Annotated in this window: 19 protein-coding genes and 1 pseudogene; 15 read left to right on the top strand and 5 right to left on the bottom strand. The window is 40.0% G+C overall.

What is annotated here, in order from left to right; genetic code table 11:
- Positions 1–123: 123 nt before the first annotated feature.
- The gene (locus ACQKL5_RS16125; protein ID WP_427609904.1) at positions 124–1,017 is read right to left on the bottom strand and encodes an RluA family pseudouridine synthase; all 894 of its coding nucleotides are present in this window, start codon (positions 1,015–1,017) and stop codon (positions 124–126) included.
- A gap of 242 nt (positions 1,018–1,259) precedes the next feature.
- On the opposite strand from ACQKL5_RS16125, the gene ACQKL5_RS16130 reads away from it, so the two are divergent.
- Positions 1,260–1,682, top strand: a complete 423-nt coding sequence (locus tag ACQKL5_RS16130; RefSeq protein WP_427609905.1) for a DUF5365 family protein — start codon at positions 1,260–1,262, stop codon at positions 1,680–1,682.
- Between the two features lie 61 nt (positions 1,683–1,743).
- Here ACQKL5_RS16130 and ACQKL5_RS16135 read toward each other — a convergent pair whose 3' ends face one another.
- Both ACQKL5_RS16135 and ACQKL5_RS16140 read right to left on the bottom strand, forming a co-directional pair.
- Positions 1,744–2,214 carry a thioredoxin domain-containing protein gene (locus tag ACQKL5_RS16135; protein WP_427609906.1) on the bottom strand — a complete coding sequence of 157 codons (471 nt, stop codon included), beginning with the start codon at positions 2,212–2,214 and terminating at the stop codon, positions 1,744–1,746.
- Complete coding sequence (locus ACQKL5_RS16140; protein ID WP_427609907.1) at positions 2,214–2,651, bottom strand: disulfide oxidoreductase; 438 nt, start codon at positions 2,649–2,651, stop codon at positions 2,214–2,216. The genes ACQKL5_RS16135 and ACQKL5_RS16140 overlap by 1 nt, the downstream gene beginning before the upstream one ends.
- Before the next feature lie 198 nt (positions 2,652–2,849).
- On the opposite strand from ACQKL5_RS16140, the gene ACQKL5_RS16145 reads away from it, so the two are divergent.
- From ACQKL5_RS16145 to ACQKL5_RS16155, 3 genes are all read left to right on the top strand, one after another.
- On the top strand, positions 2,850–4,397 hold the full coding sequence (locus tag ACQKL5_RS16145) for a GNAT family N-acetyltransferase (RefSeq protein ID WP_427609908.1): 1,548 nt from the start codon (positions 2,850–2,852) through the stop codon (positions 4,395–4,397).
- A 147-nt stretch (positions 4,398–4,544) separates the two neighbouring features.
- On the top strand, positions 4,545–6,275 hold the full coding sequence (locus ACQKL5_RS16150; RefSeq protein ID WP_427609909.1) for a phospho-sugar mutase: 1,731 nt from the start codon (positions 4,545–4,547) through the stop codon (positions 6,273–6,275).
- Between the two features lie 187 nt (positions 6,276–6,462).
- Positions 6,463–6,990 carry an NADPH-dependent FMN reductase gene (locus tag ACQKL5_RS16155; protein WP_427609910.1) on the top strand — a complete coding sequence of 176 codons (528 nt, stop codon included), beginning with the start codon at positions 6,463–6,465 and terminating at the stop codon, positions 6,988–6,990.
- Positions 6,991–7,115: 125 nt separating this feature from the next.
- Here ACQKL5_RS16155 and ACQKL5_RS16160 read toward each other — a convergent pair whose 3' ends face one another.
- Complete coding sequence (locus ACQKL5_RS16160; protein WP_427609911.1) at positions 7,116–7,358, bottom strand: YhdB family protein; 243 nt, start codon at positions 7,356–7,358, stop codon at positions 7,116–7,118.
- 133 nt (positions 7,359–7,491) lie between these two features.
- On the opposite strand from ACQKL5_RS16160, the gene ACQKL5_RS16165 reads away from it, so the two are divergent.
- The 11 genes and pseudogenes from ACQKL5_RS16165 to ACQKL5_RS16215 all read left to right on the top strand — a co-directional run bounded on the left by ACQKL5_RS16165 (position 7,492) and on the right by ACQKL5_RS16215 (position 18,453).
- Positions 7,492–8,487 carry a M14 family zinc carboxypeptidase gene (locus ACQKL5_RS16165; protein WP_427609912.1) on the top strand — a complete coding sequence of 332 codons (996 nt, stop codon included), beginning with the start codon at positions 7,492–7,494 and terminating at the stop codon, positions 8,485–8,487.
- A gap of 23 nt (positions 8,488–8,510) precedes the next feature.
- Positions 8,511–8,831 carry a DUF3889 domain-containing protein gene (locus tag ACQKL5_RS16170; protein ID WP_427609913.1) on the top strand — a complete coding sequence of 107 codons (321 nt, stop codon included), beginning with the start codon at positions 8,511–8,513 and terminating at the stop codon, positions 8,829–8,831.
- Between the two features lie 171 nt (positions 8,832–9,002).
- Entirely contained in the window at positions 9,003–9,794 is a 792-nt protein-coding gene (locus ACQKL5_RS16175) for a phosphotransferase (protein ID WP_427609914.1), read from the top strand.
- 110 nt (positions 9,795–9,904) lie between these two features.
- The gene (locus ACQKL5_RS16180; RefSeq protein WP_427609915.1) at positions 9,905–10,786 is read left to right on the top strand and encodes a radical SAM/SPASM domain-containing protein; all 882 of its coding nucleotides are present in this window, start codon (positions 9,905–9,907) and stop codon (positions 10,784–10,786) included.
- A gap of 180 nt (positions 10,787–10,966) precedes the next feature.
- Positions 10,967–11,809: a MurR/RpiR family transcriptional regulator gene (locus ACQKL5_RS16185; protein ID WP_427609916.1), complete on the top strand. Its 843-nt coding sequence runs from the start codon at positions 10,967–10,969 to the stop codon at positions 11,807–11,809.
- 13 nt (positions 11,810–11,822) lie between these two features.
- Positions 11,823–12,974 carry a M20 peptidase aminoacylase family protein gene (locus tag ACQKL5_RS16190; protein ID WP_427609917.1) on the top strand — a complete coding sequence of 384 codons (1,152 nt, stop codon included), beginning with the start codon at positions 11,823–11,825 and terminating at the stop codon, positions 12,972–12,974.
- Positions 12,967–13,761, top strand: a complete 795-nt coding sequence (locus ACQKL5_RS16195) for a GNAT family N-acetyltransferase (RefSeq protein ID WP_427609918.1) — start codon at positions 12,967–12,969, stop codon at positions 13,759–13,761. The genes ACQKL5_RS16190 and ACQKL5_RS16195 overlap by 8 nt, the downstream gene beginning before the upstream one ends.
- A gap of 13 nt (positions 13,762–13,774) precedes the next feature.
- Entirely contained in the window at positions 13,775–14,884 is a 1,110-nt protein-coding gene (gene menC / locus ACQKL5_RS16200; protein ID WP_427609919.1) for an o-succinylbenzoate synthase, read from the top strand.
- Between the two features lie 133 nt (positions 14,885–15,017).
- Positions 15,018–16,094, top strand: a complete 1,077-nt coding sequence (locus ACQKL5_RS16205; protein ID WP_427609920.1) for a YkvI family membrane protein — start codon at positions 15,018–15,020, stop codon at positions 16,092–16,094.
- A 156-nt stretch (positions 16,095–16,250) separates the two neighbouring features.
- Positions 16,251–17,051: pseudogene (locus ACQKL5_RS16210) on the top strand (SpoVR family protein); the annotation flags it as partial.
- 481 nt (positions 17,052–17,532) lie between these two features.
- Positions 17,533–18,453, top strand: a complete 921-nt coding sequence (locus ACQKL5_RS16215) for a hypothetical protein (protein ID WP_427609921.1) — start codon at positions 17,533–17,535, stop codon at positions 18,451–18,453.
- Between the two features lie 257 nt (positions 18,454–18,710).
- Here ACQKL5_RS16215 and ACQKL5_RS16220 read toward each other — a convergent pair whose 3' ends face one another.
- Positions 18,711–19,043: a helix-turn-helix domain-containing protein gene (locus ACQKL5_RS16220; protein ID WP_427609922.1), complete on the bottom strand. Its 333-nt coding sequence runs from the start codon at positions 19,041–19,043 to the stop codon at positions 18,711–18,713.
- Positions 19,044–19,375: the final 332 nt, after the last annotated feature.

Raw genomic sequence — 19,375 nt, forward strand, 5'->3', positions numbered from 1 at the left:
CAATTCGCTCCGACATCTTTTTTCTCAATTATAAACAAATGTACCCCATCTGATTGGACTTTTTTCAAAGTGTCTATCTGATAGGGTACATTTTATTCCTCGAGCCAGCTTTTTGTTACGTGGTTATAACGTCTCAAAGATACTGGGATTATCCAGGAAAGGCGCCTCAATGACAATTTTTTCTTCGGAAATGGGATGAGTGAATTCCATTTTTCGAGCATGTAGGGCCTGACGCAAAAAGGTCTTCTTTCCCCCATAAAGCGTATCTCCAGCCAAGGGATGATTCAAGTGGCTGAAATGCACCCGGATTTGATGTGTTCTTCCACTTTCCAATGTACAGCTGACGAGGGTCCTATTTTCATTAGGGTATCGTTTCATCACTTGATAATGGGTGATGGCCGTCTGTCCGGTGGGGGAAACTCTTCGTCTCGTCGCATGATGTCGGTCCCGTCCGATTTTTTCATCGATTTTTCCTGAGTTTTTTTGTAGGTTTCCTTCCACTATAGCGAAATAGGTCCTCTTAATGTTCCGTTCTTCCAGCATTCTATCGAGCATGGAGCCAGTTAGTCGGTCTTTAGCAAAAAGGACGGCACCGGTGGTATCTTTATCAAGTCTATGAATATGCTTAATCATACAGTTCTGCCCGGTTTCTCGCAGGTGGTATGCGACTCCATTAATCAATGAATTCCTATCACCGGGATGGGAGGGATGAGTATCCATGCCAGCCGGTTTATTCGCGATTAATAATACATCATCTTCATAAATGATGCTTATGCCCAAATCTGTAGCGGGTACGGAATCAATTACACCGTTAAGCAAGGGGATGCTTATCTTGTCTCCTTCGGAAATCTTGCTGGTCCACGGAATTAACATGTCATTCACTTTTACTTCTTTACTCATTCTCCATTCATGTACAAGTTTCTTGGGTGCTTTCCAATGATCTCTGAAAAGTCCTTCTAAAGTGAATTCATCCCAGTTTCCAGGAGCATGAATCAATAAGGTTTGGTCTTTTACCATGAAATGCTTCAAATTTATTCCTACTTTCGTTGGATTTATTTTGTGTTTTTATCAGAAAAACATATACTTATTACAGTACAATAAGGAAAAAAGAATCATTAGACCTATTGAAAATAATACAGTGGGTAAAATTACCACATAACATTTACAAAAATTATGTTATTCTATTAAAAAAAGGTTGATTCTCTAATATTAAACAAGATTTAATAGGACTAAAGTATTTGAAAAAGGTGGTTTTATTCGTGAAGGTTGTCTCTTCATCAACGGAAGAACAAGAGCAAGAAATTGCTAATCTTGTTGGACGTTTCTACGAATCTGTATTTCCAAATTACTTCACAGAAGATGAAATCCTTCATTTTAAAGAACTAGGCGTATTACAGCCGAATAAAAGTACATTCACCTACACCGGCACGCTTAGAGACGCCTATCAGGTGATGACATGTCTTCAAGTTCTCCTAACCATTATGGACAAAAGAGAGAAGCTGAATTCCAAAGCACCAGAAAGTAATTCCGTAGAATTGTTCATGAGGAACGTTACACTTTTGAATGAATATGGAATCTTCTTCCCGTTTGGTTATGATCATTTTATTGAGATGAATGAACAATCGGGTGTTGGAGGCTTGCCTATGTACAATGTTCAAGTAGCGAATTCATACTTAGTATAAGGGAAAAAAAAAGAGCCGGCTATAACGGGAAATGCCTTTCCGTCATAGCCGGCTCTTTTTCTTAATTGATGTCGTTATCCTCAAACCATTTCTTGAATTCTGCTTTTTCATGGTAGCCGACTAATCGGGCTTTTTCTTGTCCATTATTATAGTAGACGATGGTTGGCGTACTCTTTATGCCATAGTCGCTCCATCCTTGCTCGAATTCCAATAGATTGTACTGTACAAGGTCAATGCCCATCTCTTCAGCGAGGGGTGCAACTACAGGTGTGGTTTTTTGGCAATGCACGCATTCAGGACTATAAAAGTACACGGTCATTTCTTCTTTTTTCTGCAGGTCATTCTCCAACTCTGCCGGAAGAATCAAATTTTGATAATTGGGATCATCCAACTGATCGACAGTGGCGGATTTTAAATCATCCTTGCCGTATGGATTCCCTTTCGCTTTTTCTTCTTTTTTCATATTTGTCACAACGCCCAGTACGATGAATAGAGCGACGATAATCACTAAAAATACAACTATTTTTTTCATTAAGCGGAAGCCTCCTTGGATCTTGCCCATACGATGTAACTGCATAGGAATATAATGATGAATGCTATGAGAGCTAAGGCAGGGATCGTAATGAATCCAAACCAGTTAATATATTGACCTGTACATGGGACCCTTCCGCATGCTAGTGAATGGTCGGAAAAAAAAGAAACCTTCTGAATCAAATAATGGTACGTTGAAATGAGTGCGCCAATCCCGGATAATATCATGGTATAAAAGCTGATCCAATGGTCTTTACGAATGATGGCTATACCTAGAATGACCGTAAGAGGATACATGAGAATCCGTTGGTACCAACAAAGGGCACAAGGTTCGTATTGCTTAATTTCAGAAAAGTATAAACTTCCTAACATGGCAATGATAGAAGCAGCCCATGCAATAAATAGCCAGTTTTCCTTACTGTCTTTTGTCTTGTCCATCGCTTATTACTCCACCTTTTTTTTCTTTAATAAAAGTATAGTCTGTATCGATGGCGTCTGTAAAATATATGTTCTTAAAAAATGCTTTATATGGGGTTTCTTTAAGGTATTTAACGAAGAAATAAGGAATCCCGAGTGTTTTATTTTTAAAAATAGGGGTATAATCTTCGATGAAGAGTATAAAGGAGCCTGAGAAAAATGCCTAATTTAGACCTGCATAAATTTGAGAAAATCATGGAAATACGAAATATGAAGCCAGGTGACATAGACGAAATTATTGCTATGCAAGCGTCTTGTTTTCCAGGAATGGATCCATGGAAACGAGACCAGCTCGAAAGCCATTTGGAAATCTTTCCGGAGGGCCAATTTGTAGCTGAGTATGATGGCAAAGTGATTGGTTCCTGTTCCAGCCTCATTATCAATTTTGACGAATATGATGATCGCCATACTTGGGATGATGTGACGGATAATGGCTACATCACGAATCACAATCCTGACGGTTATAATTTATACGGGATCGAGGTCATGGTTCATCCTAAATTCCGCAGGATGAAAATCGGACAAAGACTATATGATTCAAGAAAAGAACTGGCAGCACAAATGAACCTGAAAAGTATCATCATCGGAGGCAGGATTCCAAATTACCATAAATATGCGGATGAATTGTTACCGAGAGAATACGTAAAGGAAGTGCAATTACATAAGATTTATGATCCTGTCCTTTCATTCCAGCTTTTAAATGGATTCACTTTGATGAGGATCAACCCCAATTATTTGCCTGATGATTTGGCTTCCAATAAGTACGCGACGCTCATGGAGTGGAATAATTGGGATTATCAGCCGAAAACGAAACGTTATTACAAGACATCCGAACCAGTTCGGATATGTGTTGTACAATATATGCTCCGCCGTATCGAATCATTTGAGGATTTCGCCAACCAAGTGGAATATTTCACGGATGTTGCTTCCGATGCGAGCGCAGATTTCGCTGTATTCCCGGAACTGTTCACGACCCAGCTGATGTCGTTCTTAAATGAACGGTCCCCAAGTCTGGCAGTCAGGAAACTTTCGGAATTCACGGAACAGTACATTGAATTGTTCACGAAGCTTGCTGTAAGATATAACGTCAATATTATTGGTGGATCACATTTCGTTAAAGAGGAAGATGACAATATCTATAATATTGCCTATTTATTCCGCCGCGATGGGACCATTGAAAAGCAGTATAAAATCCACATCACTCCCAATGAAAGGAAATGGTGGGGAATTAATGCAGGGGACCGTGTGCGCGTCTTTGATACGGATTGCGGAAAAATTGCCATTCAAATCTGTTATGACATCGAATTTCCGGAACTTGCTCGGATTGCGACGGATATGGGTGCCAAAATCCTGTTCACACCTTTCTGTACGGAAGATCGCCAAGGCTATCTGCGCGTCCGCTATTGTGCCCAGGCACGTGCTGTGGAAAATCAGATTTACACGGTCATCTCAGGAACCGTCGGAAACCTGCCACAGACGGAAAACATGGATATCCAATATGCACAGTCAGGAATTTTTGCTCCATCAGATTTCGAATTTGCTCGTGATGGCATTGTCGGGGAAACAAGTCCCAACCTTGAAATGGTGCTTATCGGTGATGTCGATTTGGAAATCTTACGACGGGAGCGACAGTCTGGTACTGTAAGACAGTTAAAAGATCGTCGCCATGACATTTACAAGTTGCATTATAAAAATGGGGATAAATAAGAATATATCTAGGCTCGTGAGGGAAAACAACGCTTGTTGCTTTTCCCTTCACGAGCCTTTACTTCATTTATTGGCAAAAATATGTTAATTTGGTAATAGAGTTAGATACATAAGTTTACATAAGGGCGTTGAGAGGAGATGTTGGAGATGGAATGGAAATCTTTATACACCACTTGGGCAGAATACCAGAATTTGAATGGGGAATTACGGATCCTGCTCGAGGAAATGCAACGAGATGAAGCTAAACTCGAAGATGCCTTTTATAAGAACTTAGAATTCGGAACAGGCGGCATGCGTGGGGAAATTGGGGTTGGAACAAATCGAATGAACGTATATACGGTTCGAAAGGCAACGCTTGGACTGGCTCAGTATATTTCTTCATTCGGAGAAGAGGCGAAAAATAGAGGGACGGTCATTGCCTATGATTCGAGGCACAAGTCACCAGAATTCGCACTGGAAGCGGCTAGAACTTTGGCCACATTCGGTGTGAAGGCCTATTTATTCGATGAGCTGCGTCCTACGCCTGAATTATCCTTTGCTGTTCGGGAACTGAATGCCTTTGCGGGAATCGTGATTACAGCAAGCCACAACCCTCCAGAATACAATGGATACAAGGTATACGGACCGGATGGGGCCCAGCTCCCTCCCGATGCGGCAGACCAAGTCATCCATTATGTGAATGCAATCGAAAATGAACTGGATATACAAATTAAAGAAGTCGAAGCACTTAAAGATAAAGAACTTATTGAGGTCATTGGCGAGGAACTGGATGACGCTTATAATCAACAGCTGTTAACCGTTCCAGAGAATCCTCAGTTGGCAGAGGAAATAGATGTGTCACTTGTTTTCACGCCCCTTCATGGGACGGCCAATAAATCAGTGAGGCGTGCACTTACCGATTTAGGCTATCAAAATGTCCATATCGTCAAGGAACAAGAATTGCCTGATCCTGACTTTTCGACAGTGAAGTCCCCGAATCCGGAGGAGCCGGCTGCCTTTGAAATGGCCATCGAACTCGGAAATAAGGTAGAAGCAGATCTGTTGATCGCGACAGATCCTGATGCCGATCGACTTGGAATTGCCGTGAAAAGCGAAGCGGGCCAATATGTCGTCTTGACCGGCAATCAAACGGGTGCCTTGTTCTTGGATTATTTATTGAGTCAGCAGAAAGAAAAAGGGACGCTACCTCAGAATGGAGTGGTCTTGAAAACAATCGTGACCTCGGAAATCGGAAGGACGATTGCCAAATCCTATGGGTTGGAGACTGTCGATGTATTGACTGGATTCAAGTTCATTGCTGAGAGGATAAATGAATACCACGAAAGCGGGGAACAAAGCTTCGTCTTCGGATATGAAGAAAGTTATGGCTATCTCATCAAGGACTTTGCCCGCGATAAAGATGCCATCCAAGCCGCCATACTAGCAGTGGAAGTGTGTGCCTATTACAAGAAACAGGGTCTGACCCTTTACCAAGGATTGATGAATGTCTTTGAAAAATATGGATTCTATTTGGAAGGACTCCGTTCATTAACCTTGAAAGGAATTGAAGGAGCGAAACAGATTCAGGACATATTGGATCGATTCAGGCAGAGCCCTCCCACACAGATTGCCGGTATCCCGGTAGCTGTGGCTGAAGATTATCAGAATGGCAAAAAGCAAGTGCTAAAGACCAATGATGTGGAAGATATTCAACTTCCGAAATCTAACGTATTAAAGTACTTCCTGGATGACGGCACGTGGGTATGTCTTCGTCCCTCAGGTACTGAACCGAAAATCAAATTTTATTTCGGGGTCCAAGGTGCTTCCATGCAGGAATCAGAAAATAAGCTTTCAGCTGTCGTTACTGATTTCATGAGTGAAATTGAAGCATTGGTGTAATGTATAAAAAAGGTAGGTAACGCGAAGGGCCTTCATGGTTCTTCGTTCTTCTATGTGTAGAATGGAATGCCTTAAAATCAAGAAATCCTACGGTAATTTTGGTATACTGAAATAGACATCAGGAATTAGATGAAAAATGCGATTTTTCATTTCAAACCATATAAAACATCCACGGAGGGGTATCTTCATGAAATTAGTTATCATTAACGGTTCACCACGTAAACAAGGACGTACAGGGATAGCTTCACGCTTCATCACTAAACAATATGGAGCAGAATTAATCGATTTAAGCAACAGTGAAATTCCTTTGTATTCCGGAGAAGGCGAGCAATACCAATTGAAAGTGATTCAAGATCTTCGTACAAGCATTGAAGAAGCGGATGGTGTCATCTTGACGACTCCTGAGTATCACGGTTCTATGAGTGGCGCTTTGAAAAATGCATTGGACTTCCTTAGCAGCGACCAATTCACTCACAAACCCGTTGCGCTTCTTGCCGTTTCAGGTGGAGGAAAAGGTGGAATCAATGCGTTGAACTCCATGAGAACAGTTGGACGCAGCCTATATGCAAATGTGATACCAAAGCAATTAGTACTTGATCCTCATTGCTTCGATTATGACAATGACGGACTGAATGAAGATTCAGCATTGCTTGTAGAGGCTTTAATGGATGAGTTGAAAATGTATGCAACTGCATATGCAACCATAAAAAAATAATGAAAAAGGGTCAGGCAGATGCCTGACCCTTCCTTGTTTCCTAATAGGGTCCACCAGCCATAGTTTAATCCCCGTAAAACGCAACTTGTATAATATTTCCCTTTTTGTACAAACTAATGTTGATTTCAGTAAAGAACTTCATTTTCATATTCACTCGTCTGTTCAGCAGCATGATCGAGATAACGAAATAGGGCATACAGCTGAGATTGAACGACTTGATAATCATGCTCAAACTGATAAGCATGTAAAAAATGTTCAATTTTCTTCGAAAGAATATGATCTTTCGTACGAACCATCAATACTAACAGGCTGTCCCAATCCGAACGGTGTGTGTGAAACAAAGCCTGATCATAATCCGCTATCCTCATGTCATTCTCCTCCTTAATAAGGAGCTATTTGTATTTTGTACAGAATGAGCAGAAGCTTTCCTTACAATAAGTGGCGATATAGAAAAACCGGTGTTTGTTGTTTTTTACCTGAATAATAAATAAAGGTGAGTACATGAAAAAAATCATTTTGATGGGGTTGATCTGTTTTCTACTTTTACCTACGGTCACGCTTTCTAAACAGCGATATTCACCAGAAACAATGGAGAGTGACCTTTTGAAGATACAGAAAAAGTATCACTTAGAGGTTGAAACAATCGGTAGAACTGAAAAAGGAAAACCAATAAAGGCGGTTAAGCTTGGAAAAGGGAAAAAGTCGATTCTAATGGTCGGTGCCCATCACGGCCGGGAATGGTTAAGTTCCCTAATCCTGATGGCGATGCTAAAAGACTATGCCTCCGCCTATCAATCGGGTCAACCAATTGGGGAATTTCCATCTAATTTATTAGATGAAGTTAGTATCTGGTTCATCCCGATGTTGAATTCTGATGGAGTCCGCATCCAGCAGGGGGATTTTTCCGACTTGAGTATAAAGGAGAGAGCGGCGGTCTGGAAAATGAACGACTTTAGCACCGATTGGTCCCGGTGGAAAGCCAATGCGAAGGGCATTGATTTAAACAGGCAATATCCAAGTGGGTGGGATGACTTAGTCAATGAAGCGAAAAAACCGATGTATCAATTTTATAAAGGAAAACGGCCACTCATGGCAGCGGAAGTGAAAGCCCTCTCGACCTTCACGAGAAAAGTCGATCCCCTCATTGCGGTTTCCTACCATACGTCTGGTCGGGAGATATTCTGGCATTATCATAATAAGCATAAGAATATGGCAAGGGATTATGGCATTGCCAAGAAAGTGGCGGAGATAACAGAGTATGAACTGGCCATTCCGGATAAAGAAGCGATTGGCAGTGGCTTTACGGATTGGTTCATCACTGAGTTTGGACGACCAGCACTGACCATTGAGCTAAGTTATTTAGTTGAGGAAACGAGCCCACCCTTATCCGTATTCCCCGAGGAGTGGGATAGAAATCGGCAAGTTGGAATCATGCTTGTTAAAGAAGCAAATCAGCTGAATAACTATGGTGCGGTTATACATAATAAGACTAACTAGTGATAATCAAGGAGGATAAATTGATGAGGAAATTATTAACGCTGATTATGGGATTCATGATGATCATGCAACTTGCCCCAGATACTCCACTTGCCGCCAGCCCGGATTATGAGAAATATGGAAAGATTGCCATCACTGTCGTTCAGGCTGATTATCCAGGGGATAATGTAACCGACTATGAATACAAAGGCCGTAAAAAATTGGCCAATAATCAAGTGGAAGATGACTTTGTATTCCTCGTTGTGGAAAATGGAAAGGAATTTAATGTCACGGTTACCATTCAACATAACCTGAAAAATAATAAATTATTGAGCATGAAGGTAACCGAACAAAAGAAAAAATAGACACGAGTACAAGCCAAGCATCTCCGTTTTTCGGGGGTGCTTTTTTATCGTAATTGTCACGGAGAGAATGTGAAGACTGTAAGCAAAGCGATGGAAAGGAGTTTGTTCACAACTTCTTAAGCCTATGTTACCTTATAATTAACGAAAATTTCTATATGGTGGAGGGATATGATGACTGACCATTCTCATGAGGGATTGTTAACGGGTGGTAATGTTTCGAAGGTTTATCAATCAGGTCATACCGTAAGACGGGATTTAAAGCCAAACAGCAAAAGAATTCATGGTTTATTGAAACACCTTGATAAGAAAGGATACCACTACGCACCTAAGTTCCATGGTATCGATGAAAACGGAAGAGAAATTCTGTCATTCATCGAAGGAGAAGCCGGTCATTATCCCTTAAAAGAATATATGTGGTCAGATGAAAACCTACAAGGGATTGCGAAAATGCTTCGTCTCTATCATGATTCTGTCAGCGACTTTCCCTTTGACGATGGTTGGCGACCAATAGACCTTACCCCACAACATAGGGAGGTATTGTGTCATAATGACTTTGCGATGTATAACATCATTTTTCATAACGAAAGATCAATGGGCATCATAGATTTTGATGAAGCCGGACCTGGTCCGCGTATTTGGGACATCGCTTATACGCTTTACACTTGTGTTCCATTAAGTCGATTTTATCTTAGTGAAACAGGCGAGAAAAAGTATTATCAGTCCTATCAAGACGCTCACCGGATTAAAAAAAGGGTTGCTTTGTTTTTCGACTTATACGGTGAGGATGTTGCCGCAAATTATATCGAAATGGTTTTGCTGCGCTTAGAAGGATTATGTAAAACCATTACAAGAAGAGCCAGTGAAGGTGATCCTGCATTTCAAAAGATGGTGGATGAAGGGCACCTTGAACATTATATAAACGATATCACTTTCATTTCTGAGCATAGGAAAGAATGGAATTGAAATTCACAAGCCGTTCATGGCTGCCATGAACTTTTCATTGCATTTATGAGGAAGGAACAAGTATAGTTAATAACAGGTTAAATACAGCAAGATTTTAGGGGAATTCGATAATGAGAAAGTTTAAAAAAGTGTACGTTGAAATAACGAACATATGTAATTTGAAGTGTAATTTTTGTCCGAGTTCTAGTTTGCAGAGAACCTTGAAATTTATGGATCCAGAAGGTTTTACCCATGTAATCGAGAAGATTAAACCACATACTGACCATATATATTTCCATCTGATGGGTGAACCATTTTTAAATAAAGATTTGGGTACGTTCCTGGATATTAGCGCCGAAAATGACCTGAAGGTAAATATCACGACAAATGGCACATTGATACAAAAGGTGAAGGATAAGCTTTTGGCCAAAAAAGCTCTTCGTCAGGTGAATATCTCCCTTCATAGCTTTGAAGCGAATGATACGAATAATAGCCTAGACACGTATGTCAGCAATATAACCGATTTCATTAATGAGGCAAATGCCACCAGCGAAGTGATCTGTGCAATCCGACTATGGAATATGGATTCGGACGAATTAAAAGCCAGTAATGGATTGAATGATGATATTCTCTCGATGTTGGAAGAGAAGTTGTCATTGGATATTCGTTTAAGTGAAGCCCTTCAAGAAAAGAATAATATCAAACTCAAAGATCGTGTTTATATCAATATGGCAGAAAAATTTGAGTGGCCGGAACTCGACCGCGATATCATCGATGAAAATATATTCTGCTATGCATTGAGAGACCAGCTCGGCATTTTAGTGGATGGTACGGTGGTTCCTTGTTGCCTGGATAGTGAAGGGAAGATTCCACTTGGAAATATATTCGATTCATCCTTAGAAGAAATCCTTGATGGTGAACGGGCGAAGAACATGTATGACGGCTTTTCGAGAAGATGTGCGGTTGAAGAGCTTTGTAAACGATGTGGTTATGCAAAACGCCACAAAAAATGAAAATGGTGAGTGAACCCCACGATATACTTCGTGGGGTTTTATTTTATTAATTATTCTGAAAATTATTGTTTTATGGAAATGTACGTGTTAGAATGTTCTCTATTATCAGTGAAGGCAATACTTCATAATTAATTAAAAAAAGTATATCATTCATTTTTTGCCAATGAAGGGAAGGGTTTTATGAATGTTCAGCTAAAAGCTAAAGAGATGTTCCCATCATTATCGTCGGGGCAAAAAAAAGTGGCAAAATATTTATTGAGCCATTCACATATCTTTGCGGTCAGCTCAGCTCAAACGTTAGGTAAGGAAATAGGCGTGAGTGAGACGACGATCATACGCTTTTGTTACTCATTGGGGTTGAGCGGATTTGCTGAACTTCAAAAACTAATCCGAAATCAGCTCATATTCGAGAGTAGTAGCTTGAATGAATATCATTCTTCTAAACTGGAAGTCGCCAACCAGCCCAACTTCATGGCACAGGTGATGGAACAAGATATCGTGAGCATAAAAAAGACCATAAATAATCTTTCGAATGATAATTTTACAAAAGCGGTGGATAAAATTGTGGCAGCCGATAATGTTCTAGTATCAGGACACCGTTTATCCTTTTCAGCGGCGCATTGGTTAACCTTCACGCTTAGGCTTGTGAAGGATGATGTTCAATTATATAGATCGGATACAGATGATATTTTTTTACAACTGAATAAAATGACGGAAAATTCCGTATTTATTGCAATATCCTTTCATCGCTATGTGAAAGAAACGGTGAAAATTACGGAAATGGCAAAACAGGCCGGGGCATTTGTAATTGGCATTACGGATTCCGAATTGGCACCACTTGCTGAATATGCGGATGTATTATTACCGGTTTCAACGCCTAGGACGTCGACCATCGATACGGCACCTGTATTGTTTTCTTTACTGAACAGTATAGTGGCAGGTGTCACAATTAAGAATGAAAAGAAAATTAAAGAAAGAAATACCAGATATGACGCATATAATCAGGATGATTTTTTCTTTTGAAGGGGAGAGGGAAATGGATATTACACAATCGCTTGTTAAATTAAGACCACGCATCATCGAGATATTTGACCATTTGCATGCTCATCCTGAAACGAGCTGGAATGAAGTGAATACGACTTCTTTCATTACTGACATTTTAACAGAGAATCAATGCACCGTGACAACCTTTGCCGATTGTACTGGCGTAATTGGTGAGATGGGGGAAGGACGTTTTACGGTTGGGTTACGATCGGATATTGATGCGCTGTGGCAAGAAGTGCATGATACCTTTCAGGCCAATCATTCCTGTGGTCACGATGGGCATATGGCTTTGGCACTTGGCGTTTTCCTGGTTTTGAAGGAAATGAATTTTCAACCAAATGGGAAATTGAAATTCATTTTTCAGCCTGCTGAAGAAAAAGGAACGGGTGCCTTAAAGATGATTGAAGAAAAAGTTGTCGATGATATGGATTATCTATATGGCGTGCATCTAAGGCCAGCTGAAGAAGTGAGTGATGGCCAGGCATCACCTGCCATCGTTCACGGTGCAGCCCAGTTCATAAAAGGAGAAATTATCGGAACGGATGCACATGGAGCAAGACCTCATCAAGGTCAAAACGCGATCGAAATAGGAGCTTCTTTCGTCACAATGCTCAACAATATCCATCTTAATCCTTCCATCCCCTATTCCGTAAAAATGACGCAATTTTCTGCAGGTGGAGAAAGCTCGAACATCATTCCAGGCAAAGCTACTTTTTCACTGGACTTACGCGCTCAGAAAAATGAAATCATGAAGGACTTAACGTCGAGAGTGAAAAAAATTGCAGAAGCATTGGCCCATGCCCATGGTGTTGAAATCAACCTTGAGTCGAGCTCATATGTTGTGGCTGCGCATGTCAACGAACAAGCCCAAGCAATCATGGCAGAGGCCATTTCGGATACATTAGGCAAAGAAAACCTGGTTCCCCCTGTCATTACGACGGGAGGAGAGGATTTTCACTTTTATACGTTGAGGAAACCCAAAATAAAAGCGACGATGCTCGGATTGGGTTGTGGTTTAACACCAGGTCTACATCATCCGCTTATGACCTTTAATAAAGAAGCATTGCTTTCTGGAATCGAAATTTTGACGAAAGCCATCCTTCTTACTTTTGATAAACATGGAGAAGGGGAACGCCATGAGTAATGAACTATTCATCAAATCGTTATCGACATTGGAAGAATTACAAGAAGTGCAGCAACTAGAAACGCTTGTATGGGGCATGGATAGTATCCCCACCCACCAGACGCTGACGGCAGTCAAGAACGGAGGAATCGTTTTAGGCGGTTATATCAACGATCAGTTAGTGGGCTTTCAATACAGCTTCCCGGGATTTAAGGATGGAAAGGTCTTTCTTTGCTCGCATTTGTTGGCTATCCACCCGGAACATCAGAAGAAGGGATACGGAAAGTTATTGAAGCTGGCCCAAAGAGAAGAAGCACGTAAAAAAGGCTACGATTTAATTTCCTGGACATATGATCCGTTGGAAAGCGTGAATGCCCATTTGAATATTGGAAAACTCAATGCGATTTGCCGCACCTATATGGAAGATTGCTACGGCAAGCTTGAAGGCTCTCTTAATGAGGGACTTTCGACTGACCGTTTTATGGTGGAATGGTACATCAATCAAGATAATCAAATGGATCAGGAGCTCCCTAGTCAGGCGACGCACCTCGTAACAATTGAAAAGGATGAACATGGTTTACCATTCATCAAAGACTATAGGCTGGATACATATGAAGAGGTGATAGCCATCCCTATACCAACAGAGATACAAAAAATCAAAAAAGAAAATCTTTCGTTGGCAATTGATTGGCGTTCCAAAACACGTAAGATATTCCAGGCTCTTTTTGCCAAGGGATATGTTGTAGTCGGGATTGAACGGAAAAAAGAGGATAACATCCAACATTACATCTTAAAAAAACAGAAATGAGTGGGGAATATACATGAAAATAAAAGAAGTGCGTTTACGTCATTTGAATATGGATTTAATTGCTCCATTCACAACGAGCTTCGGGACGTTTGTAGATAAAGAATTTATTTTAGTGGAAGTGAAAAATGAAGCGGGATTATCAGGATGGGCCGAATCCGTGGCGTTTGCCGCTCCCTGGTATAACGAGGAAACCATTAAAACGAACTGGACGATGCTGGAGGATTTTCTGATTCCGCTTGTGTTGGATAAAGAAATAGAACATCCAGGTGAAGTGGCTGAACTTTTTGCCCATATCCGAAAAAATAATATGGCCAAATCGGCTATCGAGGGAGCTATATGGGATCTTTATGCTAAAGAAAAGAATATCCCATTGAGTACAGCTCTAGGTGGGGAACTGGAAAAGATTGATGTTGGCATTAGTATCGGTATCCAAAAAACAGTTCCGGACCTGCTGAACAAAATCGAAAAGGGACTGAAAGATGGTTATAAACGGATCAAGATTAAAATTCAGCCAGGCTGGGATGTCGATGTGATCAGGGAAGTACGCAATCGCTATCCGGATGTACCGATCATGGCGGACGCGAACTCGGCTTATCGCTTGAAGGATATCGAGTTACTGAAACAACTCGACCAATTTGACTTAATGATGATTGAGCAGCCATTGTCATCAGATGATATTGTCGATCATGCGACATTACAAGCAAGTATCACGACACCGATTTGCTTGGATGAAAGCATTCATTCCGTAGAAGATGCCAGAAAAGCACTGGACCTGGGTAGCTGCAAAATCATCAATATCAAAATTGGCAGAGTGGGCGGTCTATCGGAAGCGAAAAAAATCCATGATTTATGTAAAGAAAGAAATGTGCCGGTATGGTGTGGGGGCATGTTGGAATCAGGTGTCGGACGTGCTCATAATATCGCATTGACCACACTTGATAATTTTACAATGCCTGGTGATACAGCCGCTTCTGCGAACTATTGGCATAAAGACATCATCAAACCTGAAGTGACCGTGGAAGATGGCGTCATCCATGTACCGAAGACGGCTGGTATTGGTTATGAAGTGGACACTTCCATTGTCGACGAATTCACGTCATATAGTAAACGCTACACAAAATAAGCAAGCAAGAAGGAATGGCACTCAAGCTTCAGTGTTCGAAAACTGAAGCTTGGGTGCTCATTACACTAAAAATGGGTCAATCTCCATGTGCATTAAATTGTCGGAATAATCATAATATTAAGGTGGACTTCCTATGAAAAACAGTATTAATTTAGCTGGTGCATATATCGGAATTATCATTGGGGCAGGATTTGCTTCAGGTCAAGAAGTGTTGCAATTTTTCACGAGCTTTGGAATTTACAGTGTAGCGGGAATCATCGTCGCGACTGTATTATTTGCATTCCTCGGGATGCAAGTGACTGAATTGGGATGCACCCTTCAAACACGTTCGCATAAAAGCATCATCGATCACTTATGCGGCCGGTATTTAGGTAGAGTTGTCGATGTAATCATTACCTTTTTCCTGTTTGGTGTTACGGTGATCATGATTGCTGGTTCAGGTTCCATTTTTGAAGAGCAATTTGGCATTCCAAGTATCGTTGGCGCCGCAATCATGACGGTTCTCACCATTGGGACGCTACTGCTTAAGGTTGATAAAATCATGTCGATCATCAGTGCCGTCACGCCATTTTTATTTATCATCATGATCATTGTTGCTGGTTATTCATTCTTTACATCCGATCTTCATTTTAGAGAAATCATGACTTCATCTAGTAAAGAAACGGCGGCAGCAGGAAATTGGATGATGGGCTCATTGCTGTATGTTTCCTATAATATTACGGCTGGAATCGCGATGTTAGCCGTAATGGGTGGCACGATGAAAAGTAAGAAAGAAGCGGGAGTTGGTGGGATTTTAGGTGGAATCGGTTTAGGAATCCTATTATTCTTGATTAATATGGGAATGATGTCCGACTTAAAAGGCATTGAAGGAGTAAGCATGCCTACTCTTTACTTGGCAAATGAAATCTCGCCTTGGTTAGGAAATATTTTATCCGTAGTCCTATTAGGCATGGTTTATAACACGTCAGTTGGGATGCTTTATGCATTTACGGCTAGGCTAGTACCGTCTGAAACAAGAAACTTTAAAATCTCGGTTATTGTTGTAGGGATTCTCGCATTTTTGGCCAGCTTTGTTGGTTTCATTAAATTGGTTGGTACCGTTTATCCGTTAACAGGGTATTTAGGTTTTATCATCATTGCCGCGCTTATCGTTTCATGGGTACGCTCAAAAACGAAAAAACAGGCATTGCATGCGGAAATAGCAAAGTAATAGACAGTATGGTTGTAAGTTTCTATATTTACTAACATCTTCATTTATTGAGGGTGTTTTTTTCTGTGTGCGAATGACCTTTAAGGTGGAACAAAGCATTTTTCCGCCTTTTTTTCATACATTAGACTAAAGACAGAAGACTTGGGGGGATATCGGATGAATGGATCGGAGCAGAAGGCTCTTGAATATGCCATCAGTGAAATTACGGAAATAGCCACTGGATTCGGATTGGATTTTTACCCGATGCGTTATGAAATTTGTCCTTCGGAAATCATTTATACATTTGGCGCATATGGAATGCCGACCCGTTTTTCACATTGGAGCTTCGGGAAGCAATTTCATAAAATGAAGCTGCAATATGATTTTGGTTTGAGTAAAATCTATGAATTGGTCATAAACTCTGACCCGTGTTACGCGTTCTTACTGGACTCGAATTCACTCGTGCAAAACAAACTGATCGTGGCGCACGTTCTGGCTCACTGCGATTTTTTCAAGAATAATGTCCGTTTCCGGAACACCAAGAGAGACATGGTAGAAAGCATGTCGGCCACGGCAGAGCGAATCCGGGAATATGAAGTGTTGCATGGAAAGCGGGAAGTGGAAACATTCCTGGACGCCCTTCTTGCCATCGAGGAACATATCGACCCGTCACTGATGAGGCCGAAACTCGCCTGGACGATGGAGGATGAGGAAGAAGAGGAGGAAGTAAAGCCAGCGGCAACAGAGTATGATGATTTGTGGAGCCTTGAAAACAAAGATGCGAAGAAGAAACCTAACACAAAAAGACGTAAGAAATTCCCGCCACGTCCTGAAAAGGATATCATGCTATTCATTGAACAGTACAGCCGGGATTTAACGGATTGGCAACGGGACATCATGACCATGATTCGCGAAGAAATGCTCTATTTCTGGCCGCAGCTCGAAACGAAAATCATGAACGAAGGCTGGGCATCGTTTCGCTAAGGTGCTTAATAAAATCTACAAATAGGATAGCTTGAGGTTACGAATAGGTATTAACTTGAATGAAGTGTTTGGCAAACACTGGTTGATATTTGTAAAATGTAAATTTAAATCATCATAATTCTATTGCTTAAAAGGTCTTGGATAAAGAAGACAAGTATGTAGGTCTTAAATTATTTTTATTTACTCCTAGAAGCACTTCGAGTAACTTTATTAGGCTAACATTACCTTGGTAAAGTTACTAAGGTAAAGATATTAATTAAAACATACATTTTCAATATAAACATAATAAAGTTACGGAAGTCTCTTTACTTCTTTAATAAAAAAGTAGTTAAATTTTATATTGTTTAATACCTTAGTAAAGTTCAATTTGTAATCTTTCAATGGTAAAGATACTTGAGTAATAATTATGACGCTTGTATCATTCTTAGCTTGTCCGCTACATATATATAGGTAAAAATGGAGAGGGAAGATGTAGATGGATGAGCAGATATTAAATACCAGTGAAGCGTTAAAAATTTTAAGGAAACACTATATAACGGATGAGATCCAGATGGTAACTCGATTTATACGAAGTGGAAGACTAAAAGCAGAGAAGGATACTAGGAAAAATGGATATCGAATTCGTGAAGAGGATTTGTACGAATTTATTGAGGAAGAGAAGCCTGGCATGGTACAGGTTATATACACATATGAAAAATACATTGAACAGTTACATGTGAAATCTGAACCAGAAAAGTACATACAGATTCTTTTATCAGAAAAGAATGGTGTGGCAAAAAAAGAGACACCTAGTTTGCTGATTTTTGATGAAAATGGTACGACCGATACGCGTGCTAGCGAGCAGCCTATTGCTAATCAAAAGATTGATCAAGATGATGCCTTTATAAATGAAACGTTACCAATTAAACCATCAGGTAATTGGATTTATGAACTCTTTGAACATCCCTCATTTCAAACAAAGTTATCTGAATGGTCGAAAGCTAATCCTATTAATCAGGATCAAAGCAAGGTGAATAGGAAGGAATCAAGGAATAAACACAAATACCATAAACTTTCTTATGAAAACCTTATTAAGATTTTAAAAGGACAAAAGACTGGTAAAAAGATATTGGAACTTTATTCTGATAAGCAATTAGAATTTGTTTACACTTGTTATTATGAAAATGGACAGATGAGAGAAACGTTATTCAATAATGAAAAAGGTTCCTCAGTTTATATCTGCCCAGTTTCTAAGAAAGAAAAGAATCAGTGGTTACATCTATTGGTTGCAACTCATCCCGATATCGTGGAAGCTATGGAAAAAACAAACTCTTCAAGGGGTGGGCAGAGTTCTGGCGAAGGTGATGATGAGAAAGAAAGCTTAACAGTGACTGATGGGGAAAATGGAGTACCATAGAATCTTGATGTCGATGAGTAGGCATTAGACGAAGGTACATCCAATACACATGATGAGTGCTTTAAAGAAAGGATTATATAAATAGGAGCAGAAGAAGTTACTCGCAGCTTACCAGTCTATACTTGACTCCCACTGGTAAGCTGGTGTTCAGGATATAAAGATTCCTGCATAGAGAAAAAAACAATCACTATCCATATGAGTAAACAATTGTTTACTGACGTCTAAGTGGTCTAACTTTATATATAATTTTTAGTACGTTATTTAGTACGCTTTTTAAACCACTCTATGCTACTCTCAACATTTTGGAGTAAAAACTCAGCATATAGTGGATCTTTTTTTTCAAGATCTTTAATATGCTGCTCAATACGGTTTATACGTTGTGAAACGTTAGACGTGGAATCGATTGGCAATACTTTTAAATATTCTTGAATTTTCTCTAGAATAGTTAATTTAATGGTATCTGATTTACCCGTTTCTAAATTGCTTAAATACCCTGCTGATACATTAAGCTCTTTTGCAAATTCATTAAGCCCTTTTCCTTTTTTTTCTCTTAATTGCCGAATTTGTTGACCTAAATTTTCTAGATTCATTCTCAACCTCCATCATAAAAAGCGCTAAATCTAAGGTTCTATGATCATCATCTTAGGATTTATTTACATATTCGGAATAGTTATACAAAAAACCTTTATAAAAAGAAAGATTGTATGAATAACCTACACTTGACTTAGTAGCGATAGGGGCTATTATTTCATAATTTAGTGATGAAAGAAGTAGTAATTAAAAAGTAAAAAAAGAAGGTGACCAGGATTATCCCTGTCATCTTCTTTAGTGGTCATAAGATATAAATTCTATATAATTATTTCAAAACATCCGTGACTTTAAAGACGTGTTAAAAATATACAGACTCAAAATAGCTTGTAGT

This window comes from Peribacillus sp. NPDC097675, assembly GCF_050277655.1.
In the GTDB taxonomy this organism is placed as follows: domain Bacteria; phylum Bacillota; class Bacilli; order Bacillales; family DSM-1321; genus Peribacillus.